The sequence below is a fragment of the Acinetobacter sp. YH01005 genome (assembly GCF_013420465.1).
GTDB lineage: Bacteria > Pseudomonadota > Gammaproteobacteria > Pseudomonadales > Moraxellaceae > Acinetobacter > Acinetobacter amyesii.
On the sequence record NZ_VOYA01000014.1, the window covers coordinates 52,781 to 79,562 of the forward strand.

A 26,782-nucleotide genomic window follows, 5' to 3' on the forward strand; every position below is an offset into this window, starting at 1 on the left:
GGCAGAGGAATTCAATGTTAAAACGTATTATTGATATCACCATTGCATCGACCGCTTTAATTCTACTGTCACCGGTATATTTCATTGTGGCTCATAAGGTGAAAAAGAATTTAGGTTCGCCAGTGCTATTTCGTCAGGTGCGTCCGGGCTTACATGGCAAACCATTTGAAATGATTAAGTTCCGCACTATGAAAGATGCGCTGGATGCTGAGGGCAACCCATTACCCGACAGTGAACGTCTCACCCCATTTGGTAAAATGCTCCGTGCCACCAGTCTCGATGAAATGCCTGAATTGTGGAACGTGATTAAAGGTGACATGAGTATTGTTGGTCCACGTCCATTACTGATGGAATATCTACCTTTATATAATAGCGAGCAAGCCAAACGTCACAACGTGCGTCCGGGTATCACGGGTTATGCGCAAGTGAATGGTCGCAATGCCATTTCATGGGAAAAGAAATTCGAACTCGATACATGGTATGTTGAAAACCAATCATTGTGGCTCGATTTTAAAATCATGCTGAAAACCATAAAAAAAGTGATTGCCAAAGATGATATCAGCGCGGAAGGTGAGGCAACCATGAGCAAATTTACCGGCTCTGCGGAACATAAAAATGACTAAACTGTTTGCGATTTATGGGGCATCGGGCTGTGGGCGTAGTCTCATGCCGGTGGCACGGCAGCAATTAGCCCGTGAACAAGACAGTTCTGAAATTGTCTTTATTGATGATGCCTTAACAGAGATGGGTGAGGTGAATGGTCATCGTGCCATGAATTATTCAGCATTTTTAAATGAATCAGCATCAAGAAAATACGTGCAAATTGCGATTGCCAATAGTCGTGTACGCGAAAAAATTGCCCAGCGTTTAGAAGTGGATGGTATTCAGCTTTGGTCAATCTGTGCTGACAACGTCATTTTCATGGATGAAGTACAAATTGCAGAAGGTTCAGCACTCAGTCCATTTGTCACCATTACCTCCAATATTAAAATCGGAAAATGCTTCCACGCCAATTTATATAGCTATGTCGAGCATGATTGTGTGATTGGGGATTTCGTTACCTTTGCGCCAGGCGTAAAATGCAACGGTAATATTCATATTCACGACCATGCTTATATTGGCGCAGGGGCCATGATTAAGCAAGGCACCCCCGATCAGCCTTTGGTGATTGGTAAAGGCGCGATTGTCGGTATGGGCGCCGTAGTCACCAAAAGTGTCCCTGCGGGCGCAACAGTGGTGGGTAATCCTGCGCGGATTGTCACGACTTCACAGTAATACGTTTTAGGAAAATTCCATGTTAAACAGTGCATTTGAGCCTTGGCCAAGCTTTACCCAAGCAGAAGCCGATGCGGTGTCAAAAGTTCTTTTGTCCAATAAAGTGAATTATTGGACAGGGCAGGAATGCCGTGAATTTGAAAAGGAATTTGCACAGTTTGCAGGAACCAAGCATGCAGTTGCCGTAGCCAATGGCACCGTGGCACTCGATTTAGCCCTAAAAGCCCTCGGCATCGGTGCAGGGAATGATGTGATTGTCACTTCACGTACCTTCTTGGCTTCAGCAAGTTCGATTGTGACTGCAGGTGCTAATCCGATTTTTGCTGATGTGGAACTCGATTCACAAAACATCTCACGTCGTACTATTGAAGCGGTGCTTACACCGAATACCAAAGCGATTATTTGTGTGCATTTGGCGGGTTGGATGTGTGATATGGATCCAATCATGCAATTGGCAGAGGAGAAAGGCATCTTCGTGATTGAGGATTGTGCTCAAGCGCATGGTGCGATGTATAAAGGTAAATCCGCAGGTTCAATTGGTCATATTGGTGCATGGTCGTTTTGCCAAGACAAGATTATGACCACTGGCGGTGAAGGCGGTATGGTCACCACCAATGATGAAAGTCTGTGGAAAAAAATGTGGTCGTATAAAGATCACGGTAAAAACTTTGATAGCGTGTATAACAAGCAACATCCACCGGGCTTCCGTTGGTTACACGACTCATTTGGCACCAACTGGCGCATGATGGAAATGCAAGCCGTGATTGGTCGCCTGCAACTCAAACAAATGCCTGAATGGACGGCAAAACGTCATGCCAATATGGTGCGCATCCAAGCCGTATTTGAAAACAGCCCTTACTTTACAGTTGCGAAACCCTCTAGCGACTATGTACATGCCGCTTATAAATGCTATGTGCAAGTCAATGTTGATGCTTTGCCAGAAGGCTGGTCACGTGACCGCATCATGGCGGAAATCAGCGCGCAAGCGGTGCCATGTTTTAGTGGCTCATGTTCAGAAGTGTATTTAGAAAAAGCTTTTGATGAGACACCGTGGCGCCCAGTAACACGTTTAGCCAATGCGAAAGCTTTAGGTGAAAGCAGTCTGATGTTCTTGGTGCATCCAACACTGTCTGAACACAGCCTACAAAAAACCGTGGATGCGATCCAAGCGGTGATCGCAAAAATCTAAACCAGAAAAGCGCGTATAATATACGCGCGAATATTCCTCTTTACCTGATTCGAGCATGTTGTGAAAGACTTTATCCGTTCTATAGCATCATTACCGCGTCGCCAAAAGCAAATTGTTTTGGTGCTGATGGATATCTGTGTTTTACCGCTGATGATGTGGCTGGCTTATGCCATTCGTTTGGCACGTCCCAATGTTCAGGTCATGCAAGGCTTAGACGCTTGGTATATCTATGTCGGTATTTTTGGCATTGCTATTTTTGCTTTACTTGGGATTTACCGTGCAATTGTGCGTTCATTTAATGAAGACTATTTGCTGCGAATTTTAATCGGAACATTTATTCAAATCGTGGCCTTATACACGATCAAAAAATTGAATGTTGCATTTATTCCGATGAGTATTCCACTGATGTACGGCTTTATGCTGTTTTCATACATGTGGTGGAGCCGTGCCGTCATTCGCTATGCAACCCTCAAAACCTTTGCCAAAAAACAAAGCCGTAAACGCGTGGCGATTTATGGCGCAGGGCTGGCAGGTCAGCAAATTGCCGCAGCTTTAAACCGTTCAGATGATTATTTGCCCGTGTGTTTTATTGACGATAAACGCTCCTTGCAAGGGCAGTCACTGAGTGGTTTAAAAATTTATGCACCACAACGTGCAGCAGCTAAATTGGGTAAATTTGGCATTGAAGAAGTATTACTTGCCATGCCTTCCGTTGGTCGTGCACGGAAAAAAGAGATTATTGAGGCTTTTGATTCGGCAGATGTCAAAATCATGGAACTGCCAGGGGTCACGCAACTGGTGGATGGTCAAGTCCAAGTTTCAGATATTCGTGAAGTGGATATTATCGACCTATTGGGGCGTGATCCTGTACCGCCGAAACCTGAACTGTTAGAAAAAAATATTAAAAATAAAGTGGTCATGGTGACAGGGGCGGGCGGTTCGATTGGCTCGGAGTTATGCCGTCAGATTGTGAAGCATCAGCCGAAAATGCTCGTGTTGTTTGAAATGTCTGAATTTGCTTTGTATTCAATCGACCGCGAATTGCAGGCTTCTGATATACAAATTATTCCAGTATTAGGTTCTGTCACCAATCAGCAAAAATTAGAACGTATTATTCAAGAATACAAAGTGCAAACGATTTATCACGCTGCAGCTTATAAACATGTACCACTTGTTGAAGCAAACCCATTTGAAGGTATTTATAATACCTCCATTGGTACACAGCGTAGTGTAGATGCAGCGGTAAAACAAAATGTTGAAACCTTCGTTTTAATTTCTACAGATAAAGCGGTACGTCCAACCAATGTGATGGGCGCGTCTAAACGTATGGCAGAATTGTATTGTCAGGGTCTAGCGTCGACGAATCCAAAAACGCAAATTAGTATTGTGCGCTTTGGCAATGTACTTGGTTCGTCAGGTTCTGTCGTCCCTTTGTTTAAAAAGCAAATTGCACAAGGCGGGCCTGTTACAGTAACGCACCCAGAAGTCACGCGTTATTTTATGACGATTCCAGAGGCTGCGCAGTTGGTGATTCAGGCAGGTGCAATGGGGACAGGGGGCGATGTGTTTTTATTGGATATGGGTGAACCAGTCAAAATTATAGATTTGGCGAAACAAATGATTCGTTTGAGTGGTTTTCGAGCAATCGATGAAAATGGGCTAGGTGATATTGAGATACAATTTACAGGTCTACGTCCGGGTGAAAAGTTATATGAAGAGTTGTTAATTGATGCGGAAAATGTTGAAAAAACGGATCATGAACGGATATTAAAGTCTTATGAAATTTTTTGTAAATACGGGGAGATATCAGATATTTTTCAACAGTTATTAAATATTAAGCCTATAGAGGGTAATTTATTTCCTTTAATTAATATATTAAATAAATATGTAGATGGTTTTAAAGAAAGAAGTATTAATTAAAACTAAGTAAGGATATATGGAATTATGGGTTTTTATTCGTGATGATTTTTTTAAATGTAAAAAAGCTTTTTAAAGAATATAAACTGGTTATAGAAAATTATTTTTTTATGACTTTTTTACAGTTTTTGAATTCATTCTTTTATTTGGCAATTTATCCATATTTAATTTTAAAATTGGGCGTATCTCAATATGGGATATACGTTTTTTCACTTTCTATTGTTACTTTTTTTATCTATATAGTTAATTTTGGTTTTGATATTCCTGCACTAAAATTAACATCTGAAAACCCTCAAGATAATAAAGTAAAATCAAAAATAGTATCAGAAGTCTTTTTTGCTAAATTTTATTTAGCAATACCATCGTTTTTTTTGTTTTTTCTACTTGTATTAATTGTTCCAGCATTTCGTGCTCATCTAGAAATAATGTTGATTATTTATATGCAAGTTTTAGCTGCAGTATTTTTACCATTATGGTATTTTCAAGCACTGCAAAAAATGAAAATTCTTACTGTTATTCAAATATTGGTAAAGCTTCTAACTTTACCATTTATTTTTATTTTTATAAAAGAAAAGTCTGATATTTGGGTGTTTTCAATTATTGCATCTTTAGGAGTTTTACTAAGTTCATTAATTAGTTTTATTTATATTTTAAAGCTGGATAATATAAAGGTAAAGTATAAAAAAATTAATGAAATTATTCATGTTTATAAAGAAAGCCTACCTTACTTTTTTAGTAATATTACTGGTGTTACAAAAGAGCAAATTATTGTTATTCTTCTAGGAGTATTTTTTGGTATGAAGGAAGTTGCTTTATATGATCTTGCAATGAAGATAATTTCTATACCAAGGACAATTTTTGTAAGTTTAAATACTGCAATTTTCCCAAAATTAATTAAATCCCTTAATCGTAGGATTATAAAAAAAATTATTGCTTTTGAGTTTTTAATTGGTTTAATGGTGATTTTGTTAGTTATTGTATGTGGAAAATATGTTGTAGAATTTTTGGGCGATTCAACTATGCTTCAATCTTATAGTTTGAGTATAATATTAAGTTTAACCGTAACGGTTTGGTTGGTTGTTGGATGCTTTATATACTTTATTTTTGTTCCAAACGGTAAGGGAGATATAGTTTTTAAAAATCAATTGTTTGCACTTTTTTCTTTGTTGTTTTTTCTATTGGTAGGCTTGAAAGTTTCGAATGATATTAGTGTATTTGCTTGGGCGATTAGTCTATCCGGATTATGTGAGATTTTTTTCTGTTACTATTTTTCTAAAAAATTAAGGTTATTATGAATAGTTTAGTTTCAATATTAGTACCAATATATAATGTCGAAAATTTTATTGAAAAATGTTCAGTATCATTATTTGAACAAACTTATAAAAATATTGAGTATGTTTTTGTAAATGACTGTTCACCAGATCATTCAATTGAAGTTTTAGAAAAAGTAGCCAAAAATTATCCAAATAGAATTAATAGTATAAAAATTATTAATCATGATATTAATAAAGGTTTAGCTGGAGCGCGAAATACAGCAATTTTAAATGCAAATGGTGACTATGTTTTACATGTCGATAGTGATGATTTTATTGAAAAAACAACTGTCGATAAATTAGTAAAAAAAGCTCAAGATGATTGTGCTGATATAGTGGTTTTTGATTATTATCTAGAGTGGCAAAAGGTTAATAAAAAAGTTGTTCATAAATTTGATCAGGATAAAATAAAATATTTAGATTTAGTACTTTCAGCACAAACAGAAAATTTCGTTGTAAATAAGTTAATTAAGAAATCTTTATATACTGATAATGGAATTCTACATACTCAGGGATTAAATTTTGGCGAAGATTATTTGGTTGTACCTAAGTTAATATTTTTTTCAAACAAAGTAGTGAAAGTTGATGAAGCATTTTATCATTATGTACGTTTTAATGATAACTCTTACACTTCATCTATTAGTAAAAAAAATATTGAAGATTTAATTTATGTATATCATGAACTAGATGATTTTTTAGCGAAAGTTAATTTTGATCAAAAATCTTTATATCTAGGGTGTGTAACGAAAAAATTTGAATTAATTCGGGATAGTATGTCAATTGAAAAATTTAAATTTATTAGGCAAAATTTTGTGATACAAGATCAAGATGTTTTATTAAATAAAATGTCTGGAATTAAATCTTTAATGTTAAAGTTGTTGAATAAGCAAATGTATTTTCGGTTACTGATTTTGACTAGATATTATAAAATGCTTATTAATTTTTCTCAAAAAATTAAAAAGCGGTACTAATATGATTAAGTTGATTATTAATTTAATAATTTGTTTTGCTTGTATTTTTTCACCAAGTGCTTACTCTTATGAGTATAATAGACCTCTTGCGAAAGTATTATTTTTGACTATTTTAGACTTTGATATTTATTTAAAAATCAACGATTATCGCTGATTAAATTTTGACTAACGCAAGATGTCTAATGTTTTTATACTATTGATTTTTATTATAATAATTGTATATTTAAATTATATTGCTGATTAATTTTTTAGAGGTTTGTGATGATTTTTTTTAAAAAAAATTTATTTTTTTCTATTTTTATTTTGTTTTATTTTATTTTTCTAAGTTTTTTGTTTTCTCTTTCATTTGATATAGTTGGTTTAAGTTTCATATTTAATTTAATTTTTGGTTGTTTTTTTATTGGCTTAAGTTTGCAAAAAAATATCAATACGCTTCTGTTTTTTTATATATTCAATTTATTATTTTTTGTTTTTATTCCATGGATTCATTATTCACTTAATGTGACAATATGGGCTAAAATCCCATTCTTTTTTAATGATTATATATTGTTAAATATGTTATTGTTTTTTATAAACATATGGGTTTTTCTTTTTTATTATATTTCACCTATTTTTGTTAAAATTAAAGAAAAAAATACTAATCAACCTAATTATTTAAAATCTTTATTTATTTGCTTTATGTGCTTTATTATTGTTTTTTATTCTGTTGATTTTAATTATATAAAGCTGTTTTTGAGGGGGTTGGAAGGTGATGATGTTGAATATATAGAAAAAAGTCCTATTCTACTTATCTTATCGGCGTTAGCTAGAATTTTGCCAGCATTTATTTTTTTAAGATTTTCTGATTCAAAAAATTTTTATAAAAAAATTACTATTTTTTTATTCGTCTTATTGTGTGCTTTTCCTTTATCAATCCCTAGATTTTATGTAGCATACATTTATCTACCAATTTTACTCAGTTCTTTTTCTTTTTTTAGAAGATCAATACAAATTACATTTATTATGATTTTATCAATTTTTATAGTTTTTCCTTTTTTAAATCAGTTTAGATATTTTTCATCAATTTCAAATCTGACTATTTTTCCAGAAAAAGAATTTTTTATCCAAGGTCATTTTGATGCATATCAGAATTTTTTAGAAGTTATTCGGGTTGATTTTATAACTTATGGATATCAGTTATTAGGTGTAATTCTATTTTTTATCCCTCGTAGTATTTGGCCTGAAAAACCAGTTGGCAGTGGTTATCAAATGGCAGAAAATTATAATTATAATTTTAACAATATTTCTATGCCTTTTTTAGCTGAAGGATATGTTAATTTTGGCTATATAGGTCTTTTACTTTTCTCAGCAGCCTTAGCAATAATTATGAAGCAACTTGACTTTAAATACTTGTTAAATTCTGGAGATAAGATGGTAATGAGTTTTGGCGTTTTTATTTGTGCAGGTTTATTTTTTATGTTTAGAGGTGATTTAATGTCTTCTTTTAGTTATATGCTATCAGGAATATTTGCTTATAAGATCGCAAGTAAAATATAATTTAGTTCTCAATAATTTTTGGTATTTATTTTGATCAATATTTTATATCTAATACCCTCTTTAATTAACTCTGGTGGTATGGAGCGTGTTTTAACAGATAAAGTTAACTATTTAATTAAATTAGGTAATTATAGTATCACTATTTTAACAACTGATATGAAAGCCACTGAAAGTCCATTTTATGAATTAGATGATAATGTCAAAGTTGTTAATTTGGAGATTTTTTTTGAAAGAATATTTAATTTCCCTCTTATTAAAAAGAGAAAAAAAAGCAAAATCCTATTGGAAATGTACGAAAGAAAACTTTCTAAATATATTTTAGACAATCAAGTAGATATTTGTATCTCTATGGGTGCAAAAGAACTCGAGTTTTTCTCAAAGCTTGATTTACCTGTTGTTAAAATTTTTGAATCTCATTTTAATCCGACTGTGAGGAGTAGTTTTATTGCTGATCATAAAGGGAGTTCATTATTTTGGCGTATATTAGGAAAGTATAGAGATTGGCAATATCTAGAGCAAACGAAAAACCTAGATCAGGTTGTGGTACTTACTAAAAGCGCGCAAATAGCATGGAAAAAAACACATAATAATGTTTGCCTAATTAACAATCCTAGCCCTTTTGCAACAATTAACTATAAAATTAATGATAAGGAATATAAACGAGCAATTGCTATTGGGCGTTTAGAAGATCAAAAAGGCTTTGATCTATTAATCGAGAGTTGGAAAAAAGTATATTCTATACATCCTGATTGGAAATTAGATATTTTTGGAGAGGGATCAAAAAAAGATGTACTCCAAAAGATGATCAGTGAAAATTGTTTGGATCAAGTAATTACCCTCAAAGGGATAACGCGAAACGTACAACAGGAATTACTCACAAGTGATTTTTATGTGATGTCTTCAAGATATGAAGGTTTACCAATGGTACTTTTAGAAAGTATTGCGAATGGTCTTCCTATCGTATCGTTTGATTGCCCAACAGGTCCTGCAGAAATTGTTGAAAATAATGATTGTGGAGTATTGGCATTAAATGGAAACATAAATGATTTAAGTGAAAAAATTATTTATATGATTGAAAGTATAGATATAAGAAAAGAAATGTCCGCAGTGGCAATAGAGAAGTCAAAAAAATATTCAATAGAATTAATTATGAAGCAATGGGTGGATTTGTTTGCTGAACTGATCGCTAATCAAGTAAGGATTAAATAAAAAATGATTCTCTTAGATAGTGTATATATTAATGATGGTGGTGGTCTAATTTTACTTAAGTATTTAGTGGATGTCTTAAATAAGCAGAATAAAGATGTTTATTATTTATTTGATGAGCGAACTAATGATGTTTTTAAAAATCTTGATATTAAAAAGACCTTTATACCTAATAAAATTTCTTTAAGAAAGAAATTTTATAAAGAAAATTCAAAAAAATTTAGTTCAGTATTGTGTTTTGGAAATGTTCCTCCACCTATTTCTTTAAAGGTTCCAGTATTTGTGTATTTACATCAAAAACTTTTTATTGAAATTCCATCTGATTTTTCCTTAAAAATGAAGTTAATTTATAAAATTAAGCAGATGATATTTAGTTTTTATAAGAGGAATGCTACTAAATGGTTAGTGCAAAGTGAATTAATGAAACAGCAGTTTACAAATAAATATTTTTTCGGAAATATGTCACATGTTAAAGTTATTCCTTTTTATCCACCACTCAATTTCTCAAATAGTAATATTGAACGAATAGAAAACTCATTTTTATATGTGAGTAACGTAGCTCCTCATAAGAATCATGAAAGTTTAATTGCTGCATTTTGTAATGCATATGATCAGATAAAAAAAGGCTCTTTAGTTATAACTGTACCTTCCAGCAATATAAGTCTATGTCAATTAATTAGTGGAAAACAAAAGCTTGGTTATCCCATTGAGAATATTGGTTTTGTTAATCGTGAAAATCTGATAGAACTTTATTTATCTCACGAATATCTTATTTTTCCATCACTTGCGGAAAGTTTTGGATTGGGGCTTGCAGAAGCCATTGATGGTGGTTGTAAGGTTATTGCTGCTGATCTTCCTTATACCTATCAAGTGTGTAATCCTTCTTTAACCTTTAATCCATACTCTATTGACTCTATAGAAAGTGCTATAATTAAATCAGTTACTCAGGAATTACCTGAATCGAATAAAATTATCACCAACGATATTAATCAATTGATATTACTTTTATCGGAATAGTTATGAATTTTAAAGGAAAAACATTACTAATTACAGGCGGTACTGGCTCGTTTGGTAATGCAGTTTTAAAACGTTTTTTACAAACTGATATTAAAGAAATTCGAATCTTTAGTCGTGATGAAAAAAAACAAGATGATATGCGTAAAAAATACCAATCATCTAAGCTAAAATTCTATATTGGTGATGTGCGTGATTATAACAGTGTCTTAAATGCGACTCGTGGTGTTGATTATATTTACCATGCGGCTGCATTAAAACAAGTTCCATCCTGTGAATTCCACCCAATGGAAGCAGTAAAGACCAATGTTCTTGGTACTGAAAATGTATTAGAAGCTGCGATTCAAAACCGTGTAAAACGCATCGTATGTTTAAGTACTGATAAAGCTGTGTATCCAATTAATGCAATGGGTATTTCTAAAGCAATGATGGAAAAAGTCATTGTGGCTAAATCACGTAATTTAGAAAATTTAGATACCACAATTTGCTGTACACGCTACGGCAATGTAATGGCATCTCGTGGTTCGGTTATTCCGTTATTTGTAGATCAAATCCGTCAAGGTAAATCACTCACCATTACCGATCCAAATATGACTCGTTTTATGATGACTTTGGATGATGCTGTTGATTTGGTTCTTTATGCTTTTGAACATGGAGAGAATGGCGATATTTTTGTACAGAAAGCACCTGCTGCTACTATTGAAGTTTTAGCACAGTCTTTAACGCAGCTTTTAAATGTGCCTGAACATCCAATTGTCATTATGGGTACGCGTCATGGTGAAAAAGCCTATGAAGCTTTGTTAAGCCGTGAAGAAATGGCAGTCGCATTTGATCAGGGTAATTACTTCCGTGTTCCTGCTGATCAGCGGGATCTAAATTATGCTAAGTATGTAGAAAATGGTGATTTAAAAATTAGCCAGCTTGAAGACTATAATTCGCATAATACAGAGCGCTTAGATGTAGAAGGCATGAAGAAGCTGCTGCTTAAACTTGAGTTTGTTCGTGCCTTAACACAAGGTCAATATATTGATCCTGAGGCATAACATGAAAATTTTAGTTACAGGCGCAAATGGTTTTGTTGCTAAAAATTTAATCCAATTTTTAGCCGAAAAGCCTGAAGTTGAAGTACTGAAACTGTATCGGGATTCAACAGCTCAGCAATTAGAACAAATGGTTCTAGATGCAGATTGGATCGTACATTTAGCGGGTGTAAACCGCCCACAGCATGATTCAGAGTTCATTGAAGGCAACGTCTCACTTACAGAGTCAATTTGCGAAATTTTGCGTCAACATCAAAAACAGACACCTATCATCCTTTCATCTTCTATTCAAGCTGAAAGAGACAATGTTTACGGTAAAAGTAAACTAGGTGGTGAGCAAGCACTTCATAAATTAAATCAGCAAAATGGCAATCCAATTTATATTTCCCGTATGGTTAATATTTTTGGTAAATGGTCAAAACCAAATTATAACTCAGCTGTTGCAACCTTTTGCTATAACATTGCCAATGATCTGCCAATACAAATCAATGACGAAAATGCGGCAATTCGTTTGGTGTATATAGATGATGTTGTAGAAACAATTTGGGACATTTTAAATCATAAATATCCAGCAAATGAATGCTTTGAAATTCAGCCTGAATATAGCATTACAGTTGGCAAGCTTGCTGATACTATTCGCGGCTTTAAAGCTTCAAGAGGAACATTGATTACAGATCATGTTGGGGTTGGTCTGACTCGAGCATTGTACTCAACGTATTTAAGTTTCTTAAAACCAGCTCAGTTTGATTATACCGTACCTAAATATGGTGATGAGCGTGGCGTTTTCGTAGAAATGCTGAAGACACCAGATGCAGGTCAATTTTCATATTTCACAGCACATCCGGGCATCACACGCGGTGGGCATTACCATCATACTAAAACTGAGAAATTCTTAGTAATTAAAGGTAAGGCATTATTTAAATTCAAGCATATTTCAACTGGTGAGTACTACGAGTTAGAAACCACGGGTGAAGAACCTCGTATTGTGGAAACAGTACCGGGCTGGACGCATGATATTACCAATATCGGTGAAGACGAAATGGTCGTTATGCTATGGGCAAATGAAATATTTGACCGTGCTAAACCAGATACTTTTGCAATGCCGCTTTCAAATTAAAGAGTTATTTTTGTGAAAAAATTAAAATTAATGACGGTTGTTGGAACACGTCCTGAAATTATTCGTTTATCACGTGTCATGGCAGTGTGTGATCAATATTTTGACCATATCATTGTGCACACTGGGCAGAATTATGATTATGAATTAAATGAAATTTTCTTTACTGATCTTGGTATACGCAAACCTGACTATTTTTTGAATGCAGCAGGTTTAACAGGTGCAGAAACCATTGGCAATGTGATTATTGCTGTAGATAAAGTATTGGAAGAGGTGCAGCCTGAAGCATTGCTAGTTTTAGGTGATACCAATAGCTGTACGGCTGTTATTCCAGCAAAACGTCGTAAGATTCCGACATTCCATATGGAAGCAGGAAACCGCTGCTTTGATATGCGTGTTCCAGAAGAAATTAATAGACGTATTGTTGACCATACCGCTGATATCAATTTGACCTATAGTACGATTGCGCGTGATTATCTGCTTGCCGAAGGTTTACCCGCTGATCTGGTGATTAAAACAGGCAGTCCGATGTTTGAGGTTTTAAACTTCTATAAACATAAAATTGAATCTTCAAATGTACTTGAGCAGCTTAATCTAACAGAGCATGAGTATTTTGTTGTCAGTGCTCATCGTGAAGAAAACATCAACTCTGATCAAAACTTTTTAGATTTGGTGGATATGCTGAATGCGGTGGCAGAACAATATAATTATCCAGTTATTGTTTCCACACATCCGCGAACTCGCAAACGAATCGAGCAAATGGGTGTTTCATTCCATCCATTAGTACAGTTATTAAAGCCACTTGGTTTCAGTGATTATAATAAACTGCAGCTGTCTGCAAAAGCGACGTTGTCGGATAGCGGAACGATTAATGAAGAGTCCTCAATTTTAAACTTCCCCGCCTTGAATTTGCGTCAAGCGCATGAACGCCCAGAAGGTATGGAAGAGGCTGCTGTGATGATGGTCGGTTTAACGGCTGAGCGTGTATTGCAAGGTTTGGCAATTATTGACAGCCAACCTCGTGACGAACAGCGCTTATTGCGTTTGGTTGCCGATTACAGCATGCCGAATGTAAGTGAAAAAGTGGCTCGTATTGTTCTGAGTTATACAGATTATGTTAATCGTGTGATTTGGAAAAAATACTAAGTGAAGCAGGTTGGCATGAAAAAAATTTTTTTGATTTCGGAATATATTCTTCCTACCCAAAATACAACAGGGTATTTATTCCATAAGTTGCATAAAAATTTAAAACAGCAGTATGGAGACAATCTGCAAATCCTTGTAAAGGAAGATCCTATACATAAGATTGAAGATGCCATTTTAGTTGCTGATGTCAACCTGAATAAGAAAAAACTCATCCAACGGTTGTTTTTTGAGTTGGTGATTTCACTTAAATTTCTCATCAAAATCTTACAACATGTTGGAAAGGGAGAGGTTGTCTTTACGGGGACGACCCCTATTTTTTTATTACCAGTCATTTATATTGCTAAAAAGATAAAAAAATTTAAATGGATTTTGCTTGTACATGATGTTTTTCCAGAAAATCTTATAGCGGCTAAGGTTCTAAAGCGGAATAATTTTTTTTACAAAGTACTAAAGTTCTTCTTTGATAAATTTTATGCTGAAGCTGATAAACGTATCGTTATCGGTAAAGATATGAAAGATTTGATAGATGAAAAGGTTTCCATTTCAGATTCGATTATTATTCAAAATTGGATCGACCACCATGACATTGAAGTCCAAGAAAAAAATCAAAATAATATTTTAAATACTTTGGGCTGGCAAAGTGAGGGACCTATTTTTTATTTTTTTGGTAATATTGGACGTGTCCAAGGAATTAAAAACATAATTCAGGCTTTAGAAATGATACCAGCTGGCCAAAGGCCTAAAGTATTATTCATTGGTGGTGGTGCATATGAAAATGAGCTTAAAAGTCAAATAGCGCAACTCAATGATCTAAATATTCAATATATTGGCAGCTTAGATCCATCAAAAAAATCAGATGGTTTAAATGCAGGAGATATTGCAATTGTAACACTTGCTGAAGGCATGTATGGTTTAGGTGTACCAAGTAAAGCATATTATTCTATGGCTGCTGATAAGCCTATATTGGCAATCATGGAAGATAAAACAGAAATCGTAGAAATGATTGATCAGCACTCAATTGGTTGGGCGGTATCTGCGGGAAATCCTGAAGCATTAGCACAATTATTTTTAGACATCAGCCAAAATTTTAATACAAAAAGTTTAGATTCTTCGCGTAGAGTTTTAATAGAAAAATATTCAGAACAAATTGCGATGAAAAAAATTGTTAGCGTCATTGAAGAAGTCCGTTTAGGTAAATAGGAATTTAGCTTTATTATGAAACGACTTATAGATATTGTTATTGCAACTACAGCACTAATTTTACTTTCTCCCATTTTTATTTTGGTCGCATATAAAGTAAGCAAAAATCTAGGCTCTCCAGTATTTTTTCTACAAGACCGTCCAGGTAAAGATGGCAAACTTTTTAAAATGATTAAGTTTCGTTCAATGAAAGATGCTTTTGATAAAAATGGAAATCCATTGCCAGATGATCAGCGAATTACAACATTTGGGCATAAATTACGAGCAACAACTTTAGATGAAATGCCACAACTGTTAAATGTGCTAAAAGGTGACATGAGTATTGTAGGGCCACGTCCACAAATGAAAGATTTTCTAGAACACTATACTCCTGAGCAAATGCGTCGCCATGAAGTGAAGCCCGGTATGACAGGACTCGCTCAAGTCAGTGGGCGTAATAACCTGTCATGGGAAGAAAAATTTGAGTTAGATGTACAATATGTTGATACTCATACGATATGGCTTGATTTTAAAATTATGTTTAAAACAGTTGAAGTCATGTTAAAGAAAGAAGGTATTAATGCTCCAGACCAAGAGGTTGGAGCTGTCCGTTTTTCAAGCCAAAATAATTCTCAGTCTGAATCAATTCGTAAATAATTTATTTTTATCACAATGAGTCATATGATCAAAAAAGCCATTCTCCCAGTCGCAGGCCTTGGTACACGTTTTTTACCTGCGAGTAAATCCATTCCCAAAGAAATGGTCACAGTGGTTGACCGTCCAGCGATTGAATATGTTGTGAAAGAAGCAATTGCTGCTGGCATTGAGCAAATTATTTTAGTGACACATTCTTCCAAAGCATCGATTGAAAATTACTTTGACCGCAGTTTTGAGCTAGAAACTACCCTAGAAAATAAAAAGAAATTTGATTTACTCAAAGAAATCACTGAAATTTTACCGCCACATGTCAGTGTGATCAGCGTACGTCAACCACAGCCACTTGGTTTAGGCCATGCTGTACTGTGTGCAAAAGCTGTAGTAGGTGATGATGATTTTGCTGTGCTATTACCAGATGTTCTTGTAAAAGATTCATCAGAAACCAATGATTTGAGCTTAATGATTCAACGTTTTGATGAAACTAATGCATCACAAATTATGGTGGAAGCTGTACCAGATCACATGGTCGATCAATATGGCATTGTCGATGTTGCTTCTATACCTGCCGAAGGGCATAGTATTCAAATGCAAGGTATCGTGGAAAAACCTGCTGTCGACGCTGCACCATCAAATTTATCGGTAGTGGGTCGCTATATTTTACCTGCCAAGATTATGCAATTGCTCGAAAATACGCCTAAAGGGGCAGGTAATGAGATTCAGTTGACCGATGCAATTGCAGCTTTGCAAGCAACCGATACGGTGGAAGCCTATCGTATGAAAGGTCAAACGTTTGATTGCGGCAGTAAATTAGGCTATCTCAAAGCGGTTTTACATTATGGCGTAGACCATCCAAAATTAGGAGAGGAATTTAAAGCGCTGATCAAAGAACTAAAACTATAAAAAGAGACTGATATGAAGGTTGCAGTATTTGGACAAACGCTCTTTTCAGGTGTATTTGCTGCTTTGCTAGCAGAATGCGGTCATCACGTTTTTTGGTATGAACCACTGAAAACGTATGAAAGCGAACATGTGTATATACAAGATGAAGCTGTAAAAAATCTACTCAACAAACAACAAAGTAGTTTTTTAAAATACTGCGATTTTAATGATATTCCAATAGATGTAGATGCTTATTTCTTCAGTTTTAACCCAGCTGAAGAAAAGCAATGTATTGAAATTCTTCAAAACATCAAACAACGTCCCATTATTCACCCTAAACTGATGATCAATGCGTCTACTTTAGGACTACATGGGACAGAAAAATTTGCAAAAATTTTGCATGAAGATGAGTGGGTCTATTTACCCGACATGATTCAGGAAGGAAACGCGTTACAAAGCTTTGCCCAAGCCAAGCAGTTGATTGTTGGAACTGCATCGGATATTGCTCAAATTAAAATTAAGGAACTCTTACGCCCTTTATTCCCACGTCAGCAGCAGTATCTTTTTATGCCCATTTTAGATGCTGAATTTACCAAGTTGAGTATCTCTGGCATGTTGGCGACACGAATTAGTTATATCAATGACTTGGCAATGGTTGCTGAGAAATTAGGCATTGATATTGAGTCAGTTCGTCAGGGGATGGCTGCGGATAATCGTATTGGAGGATCTTATCTCTATCCGGGTGCAGGCTTTGGTGGGGAAAACTTTTCACATGATATTCAGACCTTGACGCATACGGTGTCTGGTGTGGGTGCAAATAGTCAATTGCTTGCTCAAGTGTGGGATATTAATGAGCAGCAAAAAGAAGTTTTATTCCGTAAATTGTGGAATTATTATCATGGTGATTTAAAAGGGAAAACTGTTGCAATTTGGGGTGCTGCATTTAAAGAAAAAACCTCCAGTACGCGACAATCTCCTATTCATACCATGTTGGCAGCACTATGGGCTCAAGGTGTAAAAGTTAAATTACACGACCCTCAAGCCTTGGAAGAAATTAAAAAAATATATGGTGAGCGACCTGATCTTATATATTGCACAGAGCAATATGAGGCAGTGCAAGATGCACATGCTTTGTGTTTATTGACTGCATGGAAACAATATTGGAGTCCAAATTATACCGAATTGCTTAAAACCATGCAGCATCCGCTTATTTTGGATGGGCGCAATATTTATGATCCAGCATATGTGAAGTCTCAAGGTTTTGTATATATGGGGGTAGGACGTTAATGGCTATGAAAACTCAACCCTATATGGTCGAACATTTAGATTCAGTTTTAGGCAGTCTTCATAGTTTGAAAACTGAATTTGAAAATAAGCATTTAACAGAACTCTTTGCTGAAGACCCTCAGCGATTCGAAAAATTCTCTGTGCCTTTAGAGCCGGTGGTTTTTGATTTTAGTAAACATAGAGTCAATCAGCCCGTTGTCAAAAATCTAGTCCAGTGGGCACAAACACAAGATTTAACGTCGTGGATAAAGCGTTTATTTTCTACTGAAGAAATTAACTATACCGAACAGCGTGCAGCCATGCATTGGGCGCTACGATTACCTAAAGATGATCAGTCTCATCCTGAATTAGCAGAACAAGTGCATACACAACTTGAGCGTATGTATGCTTTGGTAGAAAAAATTCATGCCGGCCAATGCCGCGGTGCAACGGGTGAAGTCATTCAAGACGTGGTGAATATTGGGGTCGGAGGGTCAGACTTAGGACCACTGATGGTGAGTCATGCCTTATCTGATTTCAAAAAATCCACACATAAGCCACTCGATGTACATTTTGTGTCGACGATAGATGGTAGTCAGCTTTCAGATTTATTGCATCAACTTCGCCCCGAAACCACGCTATTTATTATTTCTTCAAAATCGTTCGGGACCATTGATACCTTATCCAATGCGCAAACAGTGCGGTTATGGCTTGAAAAAGCACTTGGGCAAGAATCACAAATTTTAAAGCATCATTTTATTGGCGTATCTACCAAAGCAGATAAAATGACAGAATGGGGTATTGCAGCCGAAAACCAATTTTTGCTCTGGGATTGGGTAGGCGGTCGCTATTCACTTTGGTCATGTATTGGTTTACCGATTGCACTGACAATTGGTGTTGATGGCTTTAAACAACTGTTAGCTGGCGCATATGCAGTAGACCAGCATTTTCAGACGGCACCTTTCGAACACAATATTCCTGTATTAATGGGCTTATTGGGTGCGTGGAATAATAATTTCCTTGATATTCAGACCCATGCAGTACTGCCATATGATGGGCGTTTGAAATATTTCGCCTCTTATTTGCAGCAGTTAGAAATGGAATCGAATGGTAAATCGATTCAGCGTAATGGTCAAAAAGTGGATTGGGATACTTGCCCGATTATATGGGGGGAAGTGGGACCAAATGCGCAGCATGCTTTTTATCAATTGCTGCATCAAGGTAGTCAAGCAGTGAGTTGTGATTTTATTGCGCCAGTGCAGCGCTATCAGGCCCAACAATTTACCTATGTCGATAATGCAGAGGCGCTGGTGGAACAGCATCATTTGGCCTTATCCAATTGTTTGGCTCAATCGCGCTTACTGGCATTTGGTAATCAGGCATTGGATCAACATGAAGTTGCAGATTTATCTGAATATAAACAATATGCTGGCAATCAACCAAGTACCACGATTTTAATGCAAGAGTTGAATCCTTATAGTTTGGGCATGCTGATTGCGATGTATGAGCACAAAGTCTTTGTGCAATCTGTGCTTTGGAATATCAACCCATTTGATCAGTGGGGCGTTGAAAAAGGCAAAGAGATTGCCAATCAGCTACTTCCAATATTAAATGGTGATCGAAAGGATATTGCGGATTTAGATGGTTCAACGCAAGGCTTACTACAAATATTATTAGGAAAAACCAATGGCTAAAATTTTAGTAACAGGTGGTGCAGGTTATATTGGTTCACATACTTGTATTCAACTTTTGAGCGCAGGGCATGACGTTGTTGTACTGGACAATTTATCCAACAGTTCTGTCGAATCCTTAGCACGTGTTCAAGCGTTGGCAGCTAAAACATTAGATTTTGTTGAAGGTGATATTCTCGATCAGCAAATTTTAGATCAAATTTTTCAGCATCATTCTATTGATGCTGTGATTCACTTTGCAGGTTTAAAAGCTGTGGGTGAAAGCCAAAAAGAGCCACTAAAATATTTTGAAAATAATATCTCAGGTTCTATTAGCTTAGTTAAAGCGATGGAGCGTGCTCAAGTCTTTACGTTGGTCTTTAGTTCATCTGCAACCGTTTATGATGAAGCCAATATTTCACCCTTGAATGAAACCATGCCTACAGGTATGCCAAGTAATAACTATGGCTATACCAAACTGATTGTCGAGCAATTACTAGAGAAATTATCGGCTGCAGATGAGCGCTGGTCAATTGCATTGCTGCGTTATTTTAACCCTGTAGGCGCACATAAAAGTGGCCAAATGGGTGAAGACCCTCAAGGGATACCCAATAATTTGATGCCTTATGTCACACAGGTGGCAGTCGGCCGTCGTGATAAGTTGTCAATTTTTGGCAATGATTATGACACGGTAGATGGTACAGGTGTGCGTGATTATATTCATGTGGTTGATTTGGCCAATGCACATTTATGCGCATTGAATCATCGTTTAAAAACGCAAGGATGCCGCGCTTGGAATATTGGTACAGGCAATGGGATTTCAGTAAAACAAATTCGAGATACTTTTGAGAGGGTAAATGGTATTGAGATACCCTTTGAATATGTACCTCGTCGAGAAGGTGATGTTGCAACTTCATTTGCTGATAATGCCCGTGCTGTGGCAGAGTTAGATTGGCAGCCTCAATATGGTTTAGAAGATATGTTGAAGGATAGTTGGAACTGGCAAAAACAAAATCCGAATGGTTATAACTAAGATTAAAATTTAGTGTGTAAATTCATTAAAGACAGTATGGCAAATTTTGTATTTGCCATACTTCTAACTATCTAACTTAAGTATTGAATCATGTATTGATTGTGCAAAAATGATGATAGATCTTATCTTTTGTTTGAAAAAAATCGTTATCATATGTGAAAGATAAATTGACTGAAATAATATATGAAATATCAATCTCTTAGGGTTTTATCATTTGCCATTTTTTCTTCTCTAGCTCTGCCGGTTTACGCTCAAGGGATCATTTTGAATAATGATGATCTACGTACAGATCTAAATTGGCTAAACCAACAAGGTGTGATCCAAATTAGCACTTCGACTTGGCCATTGAGTGGTGAAGAAATTCAGCGTGCATTATCCACTGCGAAAATTGAAAACACTGCTCAGCAGAAAGTTGTCAATTCGGTTATGGCAAATTTAGAAGCAGAAAATACCTCTATTAAGCTCGCTTTATTTGCTGAAACAGATCCACAAAACATCCCGCAAAAATTTGCAGATGAGCAAAAATCGCAATATCAAGCGGCCCTTGAATTGAATGCAGGTGGAACGCAGTGGGATGCAAGACTGCGAGTCAATGCTGAAAAAGATCCAATCATTGACCATGGACATGATGTCAATTTAGAAGGTTCTTATATTGCAGGAAAATTGTGGAATCAATGGTTGATTGCGGGACAAATCCCAACCTATTGGGGACCTGGACATGAAGGAAGCCTAATCCGTGGTGATGCGAGTCGCCCTGTTTATGGTTTTACTATGCAAAGAGCAGAACAACAGGCCTTTGAAACAAAGTGGCTGTCATGGATTGGACCTTGGCAATATCAAGCTTTTGCAGGTCAATTAGATGACTACAGTGCGATTCCAGATGCCAAACTATTAGGGCTGCGTCTAACTTCACAGCCATTGCCTTACTTGGAGCTAGGCGCTTCTCGAATTCTTCAATGGGGAGGTGAGGGGCGCTCAGAAAGTTTTGACTCATTATGGAATGCAATTAAAGGTAATGACAACTTTTATGATGGCGATCTAGATAAGTCTAATCAAATTGCAGGTTTTGATGCACGCCTTAATTTAAACCACTGGAGTGGTGTGCCGATTAGCCTTTATGGGCAATATGTAGGTGAAGATGAAGCTGGGCTTCTTCCTTCAAAAAAAATGTATTTAGCTGGTGTCGATTATTCTTCACAATTGAATAATTTACCTCTGCAGGTGTATGCAGAATGGGCTGATACTCGAACCAATGGAGACGTACAAGGTATTTCCTATAATCACTATATTTATCAAGATGGCTATTATCAACACGGCTTCCCGTTAGGGCATGCCATGGGCGGGGATGGTCAAATGCTAAGTCTCGGTGGAGACATTCGCTTTGATGTTATGAATCGCTTAAATGGGCGAGTAATGGTGGCAAAAGTTAATCAATCAAATTCGATAAATAATCAGGCATTTACTCAAAAAGATGAAATTAAAGCTTTAGATCTTACTTGGACACATTACTTAAAACCAAATGCGCCATTGAAACTGAATGGATGGGTGAGTGATTCTGATGTCTATGGTCAAGATGCGGGAGTGTCTATCGGAGTCGAAATTCCATTGGATCGTTCATTATTTTAATCAGTTGTCAGCTTAAATAGAATTTCTTTCTAGTTGAGCTAAGAAAAAAACCATTCAACTTAATGAATAAGTTGAATGGTTTTTTTTATTGGAATGCAGAACAATACTAACCTTGAATCAGCTGTGTTAATTCATCCACGTAGGCTTGCATCGGTTTCGGATTTTGGTCTTTACGGCTTTCAATGTTAAGACGCAATAAAGGTTCAGTATTAGAAGCACGTACATTTAGACGCCATGCACCAAAATTCAGACTGACGCCATCTGTTTCATCAATCGCAGGATTTTGATCGGCAAAGTGATCAAAAATCTTTTGAATGGTGGCTTGAGTATCCGCAACTTTAAAATTGATTTCACCCGAACAAGGGAACTTTTCAATCATACCTTCAACCAGTGAAGACAATGTTTGCTGGGTTTCTGAGAGTACAGAAATCGCCAATAACCAAGGAATCATACCACTGTCACAGTAAGCAAAATCACGGAAGTAATGATGTGCTGACATTTCACCGCCATACACTGCATTGTGCTCACGCATTTTTTCTTTAATGTATGAATGCCCTGATTTAGACTGAATCGCTTCACCTTGGTATTGTTCAATCACATCAAAGGTATTCCAAACCAGGCGAGGGTCATGCACAATTTTCTCACCAGATTGTTTCAGTAAGAACGCTTGTGCCAATAGACCGACAATATAATAGCCTTCAATGAATTGACCTTTTTCATCAAATAAGAAGCAGCGGTCAAAGTCACCATCCCACGCGATACCCATATCTGCATGATGGTCAATCACCGCATTACGGGTGCTGTCACGGTTTTCAACTAAAATCGGGTTGGGAATACCATTCGGGAAGGTGCCATCGGCATCGTTGTGAATTTTGACAAATTCAACAGGCATATTGAACTGTTTAAATTTTGCTTCAATGGCATCAACCACATGACCAGCAGCGCCGTTACCCGCATTCATGACCAATTTGAGTGGGCGAATTTTAGCAGGATCAATATATGATATTAAATGATCAATATATTCAGGCAGAATATTGTATTTTTCAGTCTTGCCTTTAGTGATAACTTCATTAAAGTTGCCTGATTCAGCCAATAAACGAATTTCTTTTAACCCTGAATCTGCTCCAATCGGACGTGCATTTTCGCGGACCAATTTCATGCCGTTATAGTCCATCGGGTTGTGGCTTGCCGTGATTTCGATCCCACCTTGAACATCTAGATGAAAGGCACCGAAATAGACTTCTTCAGTCCCCGTCATACCTAAATCTAATACATCAACACCCGCATCATTCAGACCTTTGATGGTGGCTTGTTTTAAATCTTCACTGCTGAGACGGATGTCGCAGCCCACCACAATCTTGTTTGGTTGATAAATTTGCCCATACGCACGACCAATTTTATAAGCAATCTCTTCATTGAGTTCTGTACCAAGTTTGCCGCGGATATCATAGGCTTTAAAACAAGTAAGCATTGTCATGTTATTTCCAACTATAGAAAAAAGGGCTGGAAATTCCAGCCCTTGATCAAAAATTATTATTCCACCGTCACTGACTTCGCCAAGTTACGTGGCTGATCGACATCTGTTCCACGCAGCACTGCAACATGGTATGAGAGTAATTGCACGGGTACGCTGTATACGATTGGTGACAAGATTTCATTCACACTTGGCACATAAACCACGTGTTGACGATCTTTCGCCTTGATCCCGCTGTTTTCATCGGCAAAGACAAACAACTCACCACCACGCGCTTGAACTTCTTCCATATTTGATTTGAGTTTATCCAACATGTCATCTTGTGGAGCAAGAATCACCACAGGCATATCATTATCAACCAGTGCCAATGGACCATGTTTTAACTCACCAGCCGCATAACCTTCAGCATGGATGTATGAAATCTCTTTGAGTTTCAAAGCACCTTCAAGGGCGATAGGGAACTCAGTTCCACGACCCAAGAATAGACAGTGATTTTTTTCAACAAATAATTCTGATAGACGTAGAATCTCAGCATTATTTTGTAAAGTATCTAAAATCACTTTTGGTGTATGCCAAAGCGCTGCAATAATTTCAGAAACACGGTCAGTTGAAATGCTTTGCTTAATTTGACCAATTTTCAATACCAATAGCATCAATGCCGCAAGCTGTGTGGTAAATGCTTTGGTCGAAGCAACACCAATTTCAGGGCCTGCGAGCGTCAACAAACTGTAGTTGGTTTCACGTACCATCGACGAGGTTGCCACGTTGCAAATGGTCATGGTGGTGATATTCAAGCTTTTCGCTGCTGCACGCTTTTGCGTATCACGCAGTGCAGCTAAAGTATCGGCTGTTTCACCTGATTGAGAAATACAAACATACAGTGTGTTATTCACAATCACAGGCGAGCGATAACGGAATTCACTGGCAATTTCGACTTGGCAAGGCACATCGATCAGTTGTTCAAACCAATATTTGGCAATCATGCCGGCATGGTAGCTAGTACCACAAGCGATGATTTGCACTTGTTGAATTTGGCTGAAATCTTGAGCTGCATTGGCAAGGAAATCATCACGAAGCGCATTACCATTTAAGGCTTGTGAAATCGTTTGTTTAATCGCTTCAGGCTGCTCATAAATTTCTTTGAGCATATAGTGTTTATATTCACCTTTTGAAGCATTGCTTACAGTCGCATCAAGCTCTTTGATTGGACGATTTACCAATTTACCATCGACGAATACTTCAATGGTATGACGTGTCAAACGTGCAATATCACCTTCTTCAAGGTAGATAAAACGGTTGGTAATCGGTAAAAGTGCCAATTGATCCGAGCTAATAAAGTTCTCGCCAATACCGACACCAATCACAAGAGGTGAACCTTCACGCACCGTGATTAATTCATCAGGATGGTCGGTATGTACGATACCCAGTGCATAAGCACCTTTGAGTTGAGGCACGACACTTTTAACTGCTTCTAAAAGACTCGGAGTGCTTTTTAAAGCATCATTGACTAAATGCGCGACAACTTCTGTATCTGTTTGTGAGGTAAAGACATAACCAAGCGCTTCAAGATCATCTTTAAGTTCTTGATAGTTTTCAATAATACCGTTATGAACAACAGCCACATTGCCTGAAATATGCGGATGGGCATTATTTTCAGTTGGTTTACCATGGGTTGCCCAGCGTGTATGTGCAATACCGACTGAACCTGCGATATCTGCTTCTTCAACGGCTTGTTCAAGATTTGCAACTTTACCTACGCGACGTTCACGTAGAACGTGGCCTTTATTAATCAGCGCTAAACCCGCAGAGTCATAGCCACGATATTCAAGACGCTTTAAGCCTTCAATTAAAATATTGGTAATACTACGTTCTGCAACGCCGCCGACGATACCACACATAATGAATTCCTCTTATTTCTTAATCTTTTGCGGACGCGGATAGTTTTCTTTGGCAAATTGCTTCGAACGTTCTACCGCAAGGCTATTGTCTGCCACGTCACGTGTAATGGTTGAGCCAGCACCCACTGTTGCACCATGACCAATGGTGACAGGAGCGACTAATGAGCTATTTGAGCCGATGAAAGCTGAGTCACCGATAATGGTTTTAAATTTGTTTGCGCCATCATAGTTGCAGGTAATGGTGCCTGCGCCAATGTTTGAACCTGCACCGACTTCCGCATCACCTAAATAGGTAAAGTGGTTGGCTTTAGAGCCTAAGCCGACAGTGGTATTTTTAACTTCAACAAAGTTACCAATATGTACTTCTGCAGCTAATTTTGCGCCAGGGCGTAAACGTGCAAATGGACCGATTTGAGCGTCTTCACCAACAATGGCACTGTCAAAAACGCTATATGGTTGAACTTTAGTACCTGCCGCAATCTTGGTGTTTTTAATGATACAACCTGCACCAATTTCTACGTTATCACCAATTTCAACATCACCTTCAATAATCACGTTGATATCGATACGGACATCTTGACCAACAGTCAGTGTGCCACGTAAGTCGAAACGTGCAGGATCAATCAGGTGAACGCCTTGTTGCATTAGTTGTTTAGCTTGGAATGCTTGAAATTCACGCTCAAGGGCTGCCAATTGTACGCGGTCATTGACACCTTCCACTTCGAATGCACGCTCTGGTTCAACAGATGCAACTTCGAGACCGTCGGCAATCGCCATGGCAACGATATCGGTCAGGTAATATTCACCTTGCGCATTATTATTGCTTAATTTTGGTAACCATTCATGCAATTTGGCATTGCTTACTGCATAAATACCGGTATTAAATTCTTTGATTTTACGTTGTTCTTCAGAGGCATCTTTGTGTTCAACAATGGCTTGAATTTTGCCATTTTCACGTACAATACGACCATAACCTGTCGCATCATTAACCGTTAGGGTTACTAAGCCAATACCTGTTTGAGCAGATGCATCTAATAGTTTTTGTAATGTTGCTTCAGTGATACAAGGCACATCACCTGAGAGAATCAAAGAAATCCCAGTTTTTGCTAGGACAGGCAGAGTCACTTTGACTGCATGGCCTGTACCTAATTGTTCTGCTTGTTCAACCCATTTGACATTTTCATGTGCAAACGCGTTTTGAACCAATTCGCCGCCATGTCCATAGATGGTAATTATTTCTTCTGCATTTAGTTTTTTCGCAGTGTTGATGACATGGCCGAGCAGCGGTTGTCCTGCGAGGGGTTGTAATACTTTGGGTAAACGAGAACGCATACGTGTCCCTTTACCTGCAGCAAGAATAATAACGCTAGTAGACATGT

The 26,782-nt window shown here is 36.9% G+C and carries 22 protein-coding genes; 19 read left to right on the forward strand and 3 right to left on the reverse strand.

From position 1 onward, the window contains the following. The first annotated feature begins 14 nt into the window (after positions 1–14). From FTT72_RS11055 to FTT72_RS11145, 19 genes are all read left to right on the forward strand, one after another. Positions 15–623, forward strand: a complete 609-nt coding sequence (locus FTT72_RS11055; protein WP_180178369.1) for a sugar transferase — start codon at positions 15–17, stop codon at positions 621–623. Further along, positions 616–1,275 carry an acetyltransferase gene (locus FTT72_RS11060; RefSeq protein WP_180041234.1) on the forward strand — a complete coding sequence of 220 codons (660 nt, stop codon included), beginning with the start codon at positions 616–618 and terminating at the stop codon, positions 1,273–1,275. Before FTT72_RS11055 ends, FTT72_RS11060 begins: the two co-directional genes overlap by 8 nt. A 19-nt stretch (positions 1,276–1,294) precedes the next feature. Next, entirely contained in the window at positions 1,295–2,464 is a 1,170-nt protein-coding gene (locus FTT72_RS11065) for a DegT/DnrJ/EryC1/StrS aminotransferase family protein (RefSeq protein ID WP_180178370.1), read from the forward strand. 60 nt (positions 2,465–2,524) lie between these two features. Then, positions 2,525–4,384, forward strand: a complete 1,860-nt coding sequence (locus FTT72_RS11070; RefSeq protein ID WP_180178371.1) for a nucleoside-diphosphate sugar epimerase/dehydratase — start codon at positions 2,525–2,527, stop codon at positions 4,382–4,384. A gap of 41 nt (positions 4,385–4,425) precedes the next feature. Further along, complete coding sequence (locus FTT72_RS11075; RefSeq protein ID WP_257233421.1) at positions 4,426–5,676, forward strand: oligosaccharide flippase family protein; 1,251 nt, start codon at positions 4,426–4,428, stop codon at positions 5,674–5,676. After that, positions 5,673–6,665 (forward strand): glycosyltransferase family 2 protein, encoded by a 993-nt coding sequence (locus FTT72_RS11080; protein ID WP_180178373.1) that lies wholly within the window; start codon positions 5,673–5,675, stop codon positions 6,663–6,665. The genes FTT72_RS11075 and FTT72_RS11080 overlap by 4 nt, the downstream gene beginning before the upstream one ends. Positions 6,666–6,926: 261 nt before the next feature. Beyond that, entirely contained in the window at positions 6,927–8,201 is a 1,275-nt protein-coding gene (locus tag FTT72_RS11085) for an O-antigen polymerase (protein ID WP_180178374.1), read from the forward strand. A 30-nt stretch (positions 8,202–8,231) separates the two neighbouring features. Continuing rightward, positions 8,232–9,410: a glycosyltransferase family 4 protein gene (locus FTT72_RS11090; protein ID WP_180178375.1), complete on the forward strand. Its 1,179-nt coding sequence runs from the start codon at positions 8,232–8,234 to the stop codon at positions 9,408–9,410. A gap of 3 nt (positions 9,411–9,413) precedes the next feature. Beyond that, entirely contained in the window at positions 9,414–10,424 is a 1,011-nt protein-coding gene (locus FTT72_RS11095) for a glycosyltransferase (RefSeq protein ID WP_180178376.1), read from the forward strand. Positions 10,425–10,426: 2 nt separating this feature from the next. Further along, complete coding sequence (locus FTT72_RS11100; RefSeq protein ID WP_180178377.1) at positions 10,427–11,464, forward strand: polysaccharide biosynthesis protein; 1,038 nt, start codon at positions 10,427–10,429, stop codon at positions 11,462–11,464. 1 nt (position 11,465) lies between these two features. Further along, a complete protein-coding gene (locus FTT72_RS11105; RefSeq protein ID WP_180178378.1) occupies positions 11,466–12,578 on the forward strand; it encodes an NAD-dependent epimerase/dehydratase family protein in 1,113 nt (370 codons plus the stop codon). Between the two features lie 12 nt (positions 12,579–12,590). Continuing rightward, positions 12,591–13,721, forward strand: coding sequence for a non-hydrolyzing UDP-N-acetylglucosamine 2-epimerase (gene wecB, locus FTT72_RS11110; RefSeq protein WP_180008005.1), 1,131 nt, complete (start codon positions 12,591–12,593; stop codon positions 13,719–13,721). Between the two features lie 15 nt (positions 13,722–13,736). Next, the gene (locus FTT72_RS11115) at positions 13,737–14,921 is read left to right on the forward strand and encodes a glycosyltransferase family 4 protein (protein ID WP_180066567.1); all 1,185 of its coding nucleotides are present in this window, start codon (positions 13,737–13,739) and stop codon (positions 14,919–14,921) included. Between the two features lie 15 nt (positions 14,922–14,936). Next, a complete protein-coding gene (locus FTT72_RS11120; RefSeq protein ID WP_180008003.1) occupies positions 14,937–15,557 on the forward strand; it encodes a sugar transferase in 621 nt (206 codons plus the stop codon). Positions 15,558–15,581: 24 nt separating this feature from the next. Continuing rightward, a complete protein-coding gene (galU, locus tag FTT72_RS11125; protein WP_180178379.1) occupies positions 15,582–16,457 on the forward strand; it encodes a UTP--glucose-1-phosphate uridylyltransferase GalU in 876 nt (291 codons plus the stop codon). Positions 16,458–16,469: 12 nt separating this feature from the next. Continuing rightward, positions 16,470–17,723, forward strand: a complete 1,254-nt coding sequence (locus tag FTT72_RS11130) for a nucleotide sugar dehydrogenase (RefSeq protein ID WP_180178380.1) — start codon at positions 16,470–16,472, stop codon at positions 17,721–17,723. Between the two features lie 5 nt (positions 17,724–17,728). Then, positions 17,729–19,396 carry a glucose-6-phosphate isomerase gene (gene pgi / locus FTT72_RS11135; protein WP_373686914.1) on the forward strand — a complete coding sequence of 556 codons (1,668 nt, stop codon included), beginning with the start codon at positions 17,729–17,731 and terminating at the stop codon, positions 19,394–19,396. After that, the gene (gene galE / locus FTT72_RS11140; RefSeq protein WP_180178382.1) at positions 19,389–20,405 is read left to right on the forward strand and encodes a UDP-glucose 4-epimerase GalE; all 1,017 of its coding nucleotides are present in this window, start codon (positions 19,389–19,391) and stop codon (positions 20,403–20,405) included. Before pgi ends, galE begins: the two co-directional genes overlap by 8 nt. A gap of 183 nt (positions 20,406–20,588) precedes the next feature. Beyond that, positions 20,589–22,031 carry a capsule assembly Wzi family protein gene (locus tag FTT72_RS11145; RefSeq protein ID WP_180178383.1) on the forward strand — a complete coding sequence of 481 codons (1,443 nt, stop codon included), beginning with the start codon at positions 20,589–20,591 and terminating at the stop codon, positions 22,029–22,031. Between the two features lie 106 nt (positions 22,032–22,137). On the opposite strand, the gene FTT72_RS11150 is transcribed toward FTT72_RS11145, so the two are convergent. From FTT72_RS11150 to glmU, 3 genes are read right to left on the reverse strand one after another with little or no spacing between them, the layout of a single operon-like run. Next, positions 22,138–23,508 (reverse strand): phosphomannomutase CpsG, encoded by a 1,371-nt coding sequence (locus FTT72_RS11150; RefSeq protein ID WP_180134897.1) that lies wholly within the window; start codon positions 23,506–23,508, stop codon positions 22,138–22,140. Between the two features lie 56 nt (positions 23,509–23,564). Then, positions 23,565–25,403 carry a glutamine--fructose-6-phosphate transaminase (isomerizing) gene (glmS, locus tag FTT72_RS11155; RefSeq protein WP_180178384.1) on the reverse strand — a complete coding sequence of 613 codons (1,839 nt, stop codon included), beginning with the start codon at positions 25,401–25,403 and terminating at the stop codon, positions 23,565–23,567. A 12-nt stretch (positions 25,404–25,415) separates the two neighbouring features. After that, the gene (gene glmU / locus FTT72_RS11160) at positions 25,416–26,780 is read right to left on the reverse strand and encodes a bifunctional UDP-N-acetylglucosamine diphosphorylase/glucosamine-1-phosphate N-acetyltransferase GlmU (RefSeq protein WP_180178385.1); all 1,365 of its coding nucleotides are present in this window, start codon (positions 26,778–26,780) and stop codon (positions 25,416–25,418) included. Positions 26,781–26,782 lie beyond the last annotated feature (2 nt).

What these genes read in the sequence shown, in the direction of transcription:
- FTT72_RS11055 (WP_180178369.1), top strand. Translation starts at nt 15, where the DNA reads ATGTTAAAACGTATTATTGATATCACCATTGCATCGACCGCTTTAATT.
- pgi (WP_373686914.1), top strand. Translation starts at nt 17,729, where the DNA reads ATGAAAACTCAACCCTATATGGTCGAACATTTAGATTCAGTTTTAGGC.
- FTT72_RS11115 (WP_180066567.1), top strand. Translation starts at nt 13,737, where the DNA reads ATGAAAAAAATTTTTTTGATTTCGGAATATATTCTTCCTACCCAAAAT.
- FTT72_RS11095 (WP_180178376.1), top strand. Translation starts at nt 9,414, where the DNA reads ATGATTCTCTTAGATAGTGTATATATTAATGATGGTGGTGGTCTAATT.
- FTT72_RS11075 (WP_257233421.1), top strand. Translation starts at nt 4,426, where the DNA reads ATGATTTTTTTAAATGTAAAAAAGCTTTTTAAAGAATATAAACTGGTT.
- FTT72_RS11080 (WP_180178373.1), top strand. Translation starts at nt 5,673, where the DNA reads ATGAATAGTTTAGTTTCAATATTAGTACCAATATATAATGTCGAAAAT.
- galU (WP_180178379.1), top strand. Translation starts at nt 15,582, where the DNA reads ATGATCAAAAAAGCCATTCTCCCAGTCGCAGGCCTTGGTACACGTTTT.
- FTT72_RS11085 (WP_180178374.1), top strand. Translation starts at nt 6,927, where the DNA reads ATGATTTTTTTTAAAAAAAATTTATTTTTTTCTATTTTTATTTTGTTT.
- glmS (WP_180178384.1), bottom strand. Translation starts at nt 25,403, where the DNA reads ATGTGTGGTATCGTCGGCGGCGTTGCAGAACGTAGTATTACCAATATT.
- FTT72_RS11130 (WP_180178380.1), top strand. Translation starts at nt 16,470, where the DNA reads ATGAAGGTTGCAGTATTTGGACAAACGCTCTTTTCAGGTGTATTTGCT.
- glmU (WP_180178385.1), bottom strand. Translation starts at nt 26,780, where the DNA reads ATGTCTACTAGCGTTATTATTCTTGCTGCAGGTAAAGGGACACGTATG.
- FTT72_RS11065 (WP_180178370.1), top strand. Translation starts at nt 1,295, where the DNA reads ATGTTAAACAGTGCATTTGAGCCTTGGCCAAGCTTTACCCAAGCAGAA.
- FTT72_RS11145 (WP_180178383.1), top strand. Translation starts at nt 20,589, where the DNA reads ATGAAATATCAATCTCTTAGGGTTTTATCATTTGCCATTTTTTCTTCT.
- FTT72_RS11150 (WP_180134897.1), bottom strand. Translation starts at nt 23,508, where the DNA reads ATGACAATGCTTACTTGTTTTAAAGCCTATGATATCCGCGGCAAACTT.
- FTT72_RS11100 (WP_180178377.1), top strand. Translation starts at nt 10,427, where the DNA reads ATGAATTTTAAAGGAAAAACATTACTAATTACAGGCGGTACTGGCTCG.
- FTT72_RS11060 (WP_180041234.1), top strand. Translation starts at nt 616, where the DNA reads ATGACTAAACTGTTTGCGATTTATGGGGCATCGGGCTGTGGGCGTAGT.
- FTT72_RS11120 (WP_180008003.1), top strand. Translation starts at nt 14,937, where the DNA reads ATGAAACGACTTATAGATATTGTTATTGCAACTACAGCACTAATTTTA.
- galE (WP_180178382.1), top strand. Translation starts at nt 19,389, where the DNA reads ATGGCTAAAATTTTAGTAACAGGTGGTGCAGGTTATATTGGTTCACAT.
- FTT72_RS11105 (WP_180178378.1), top strand. Translation starts at nt 11,466, where the DNA reads ATGAAAATTTTAGTTACAGGCGCAAATGGTTTTGTTGCTAAAAATTTA.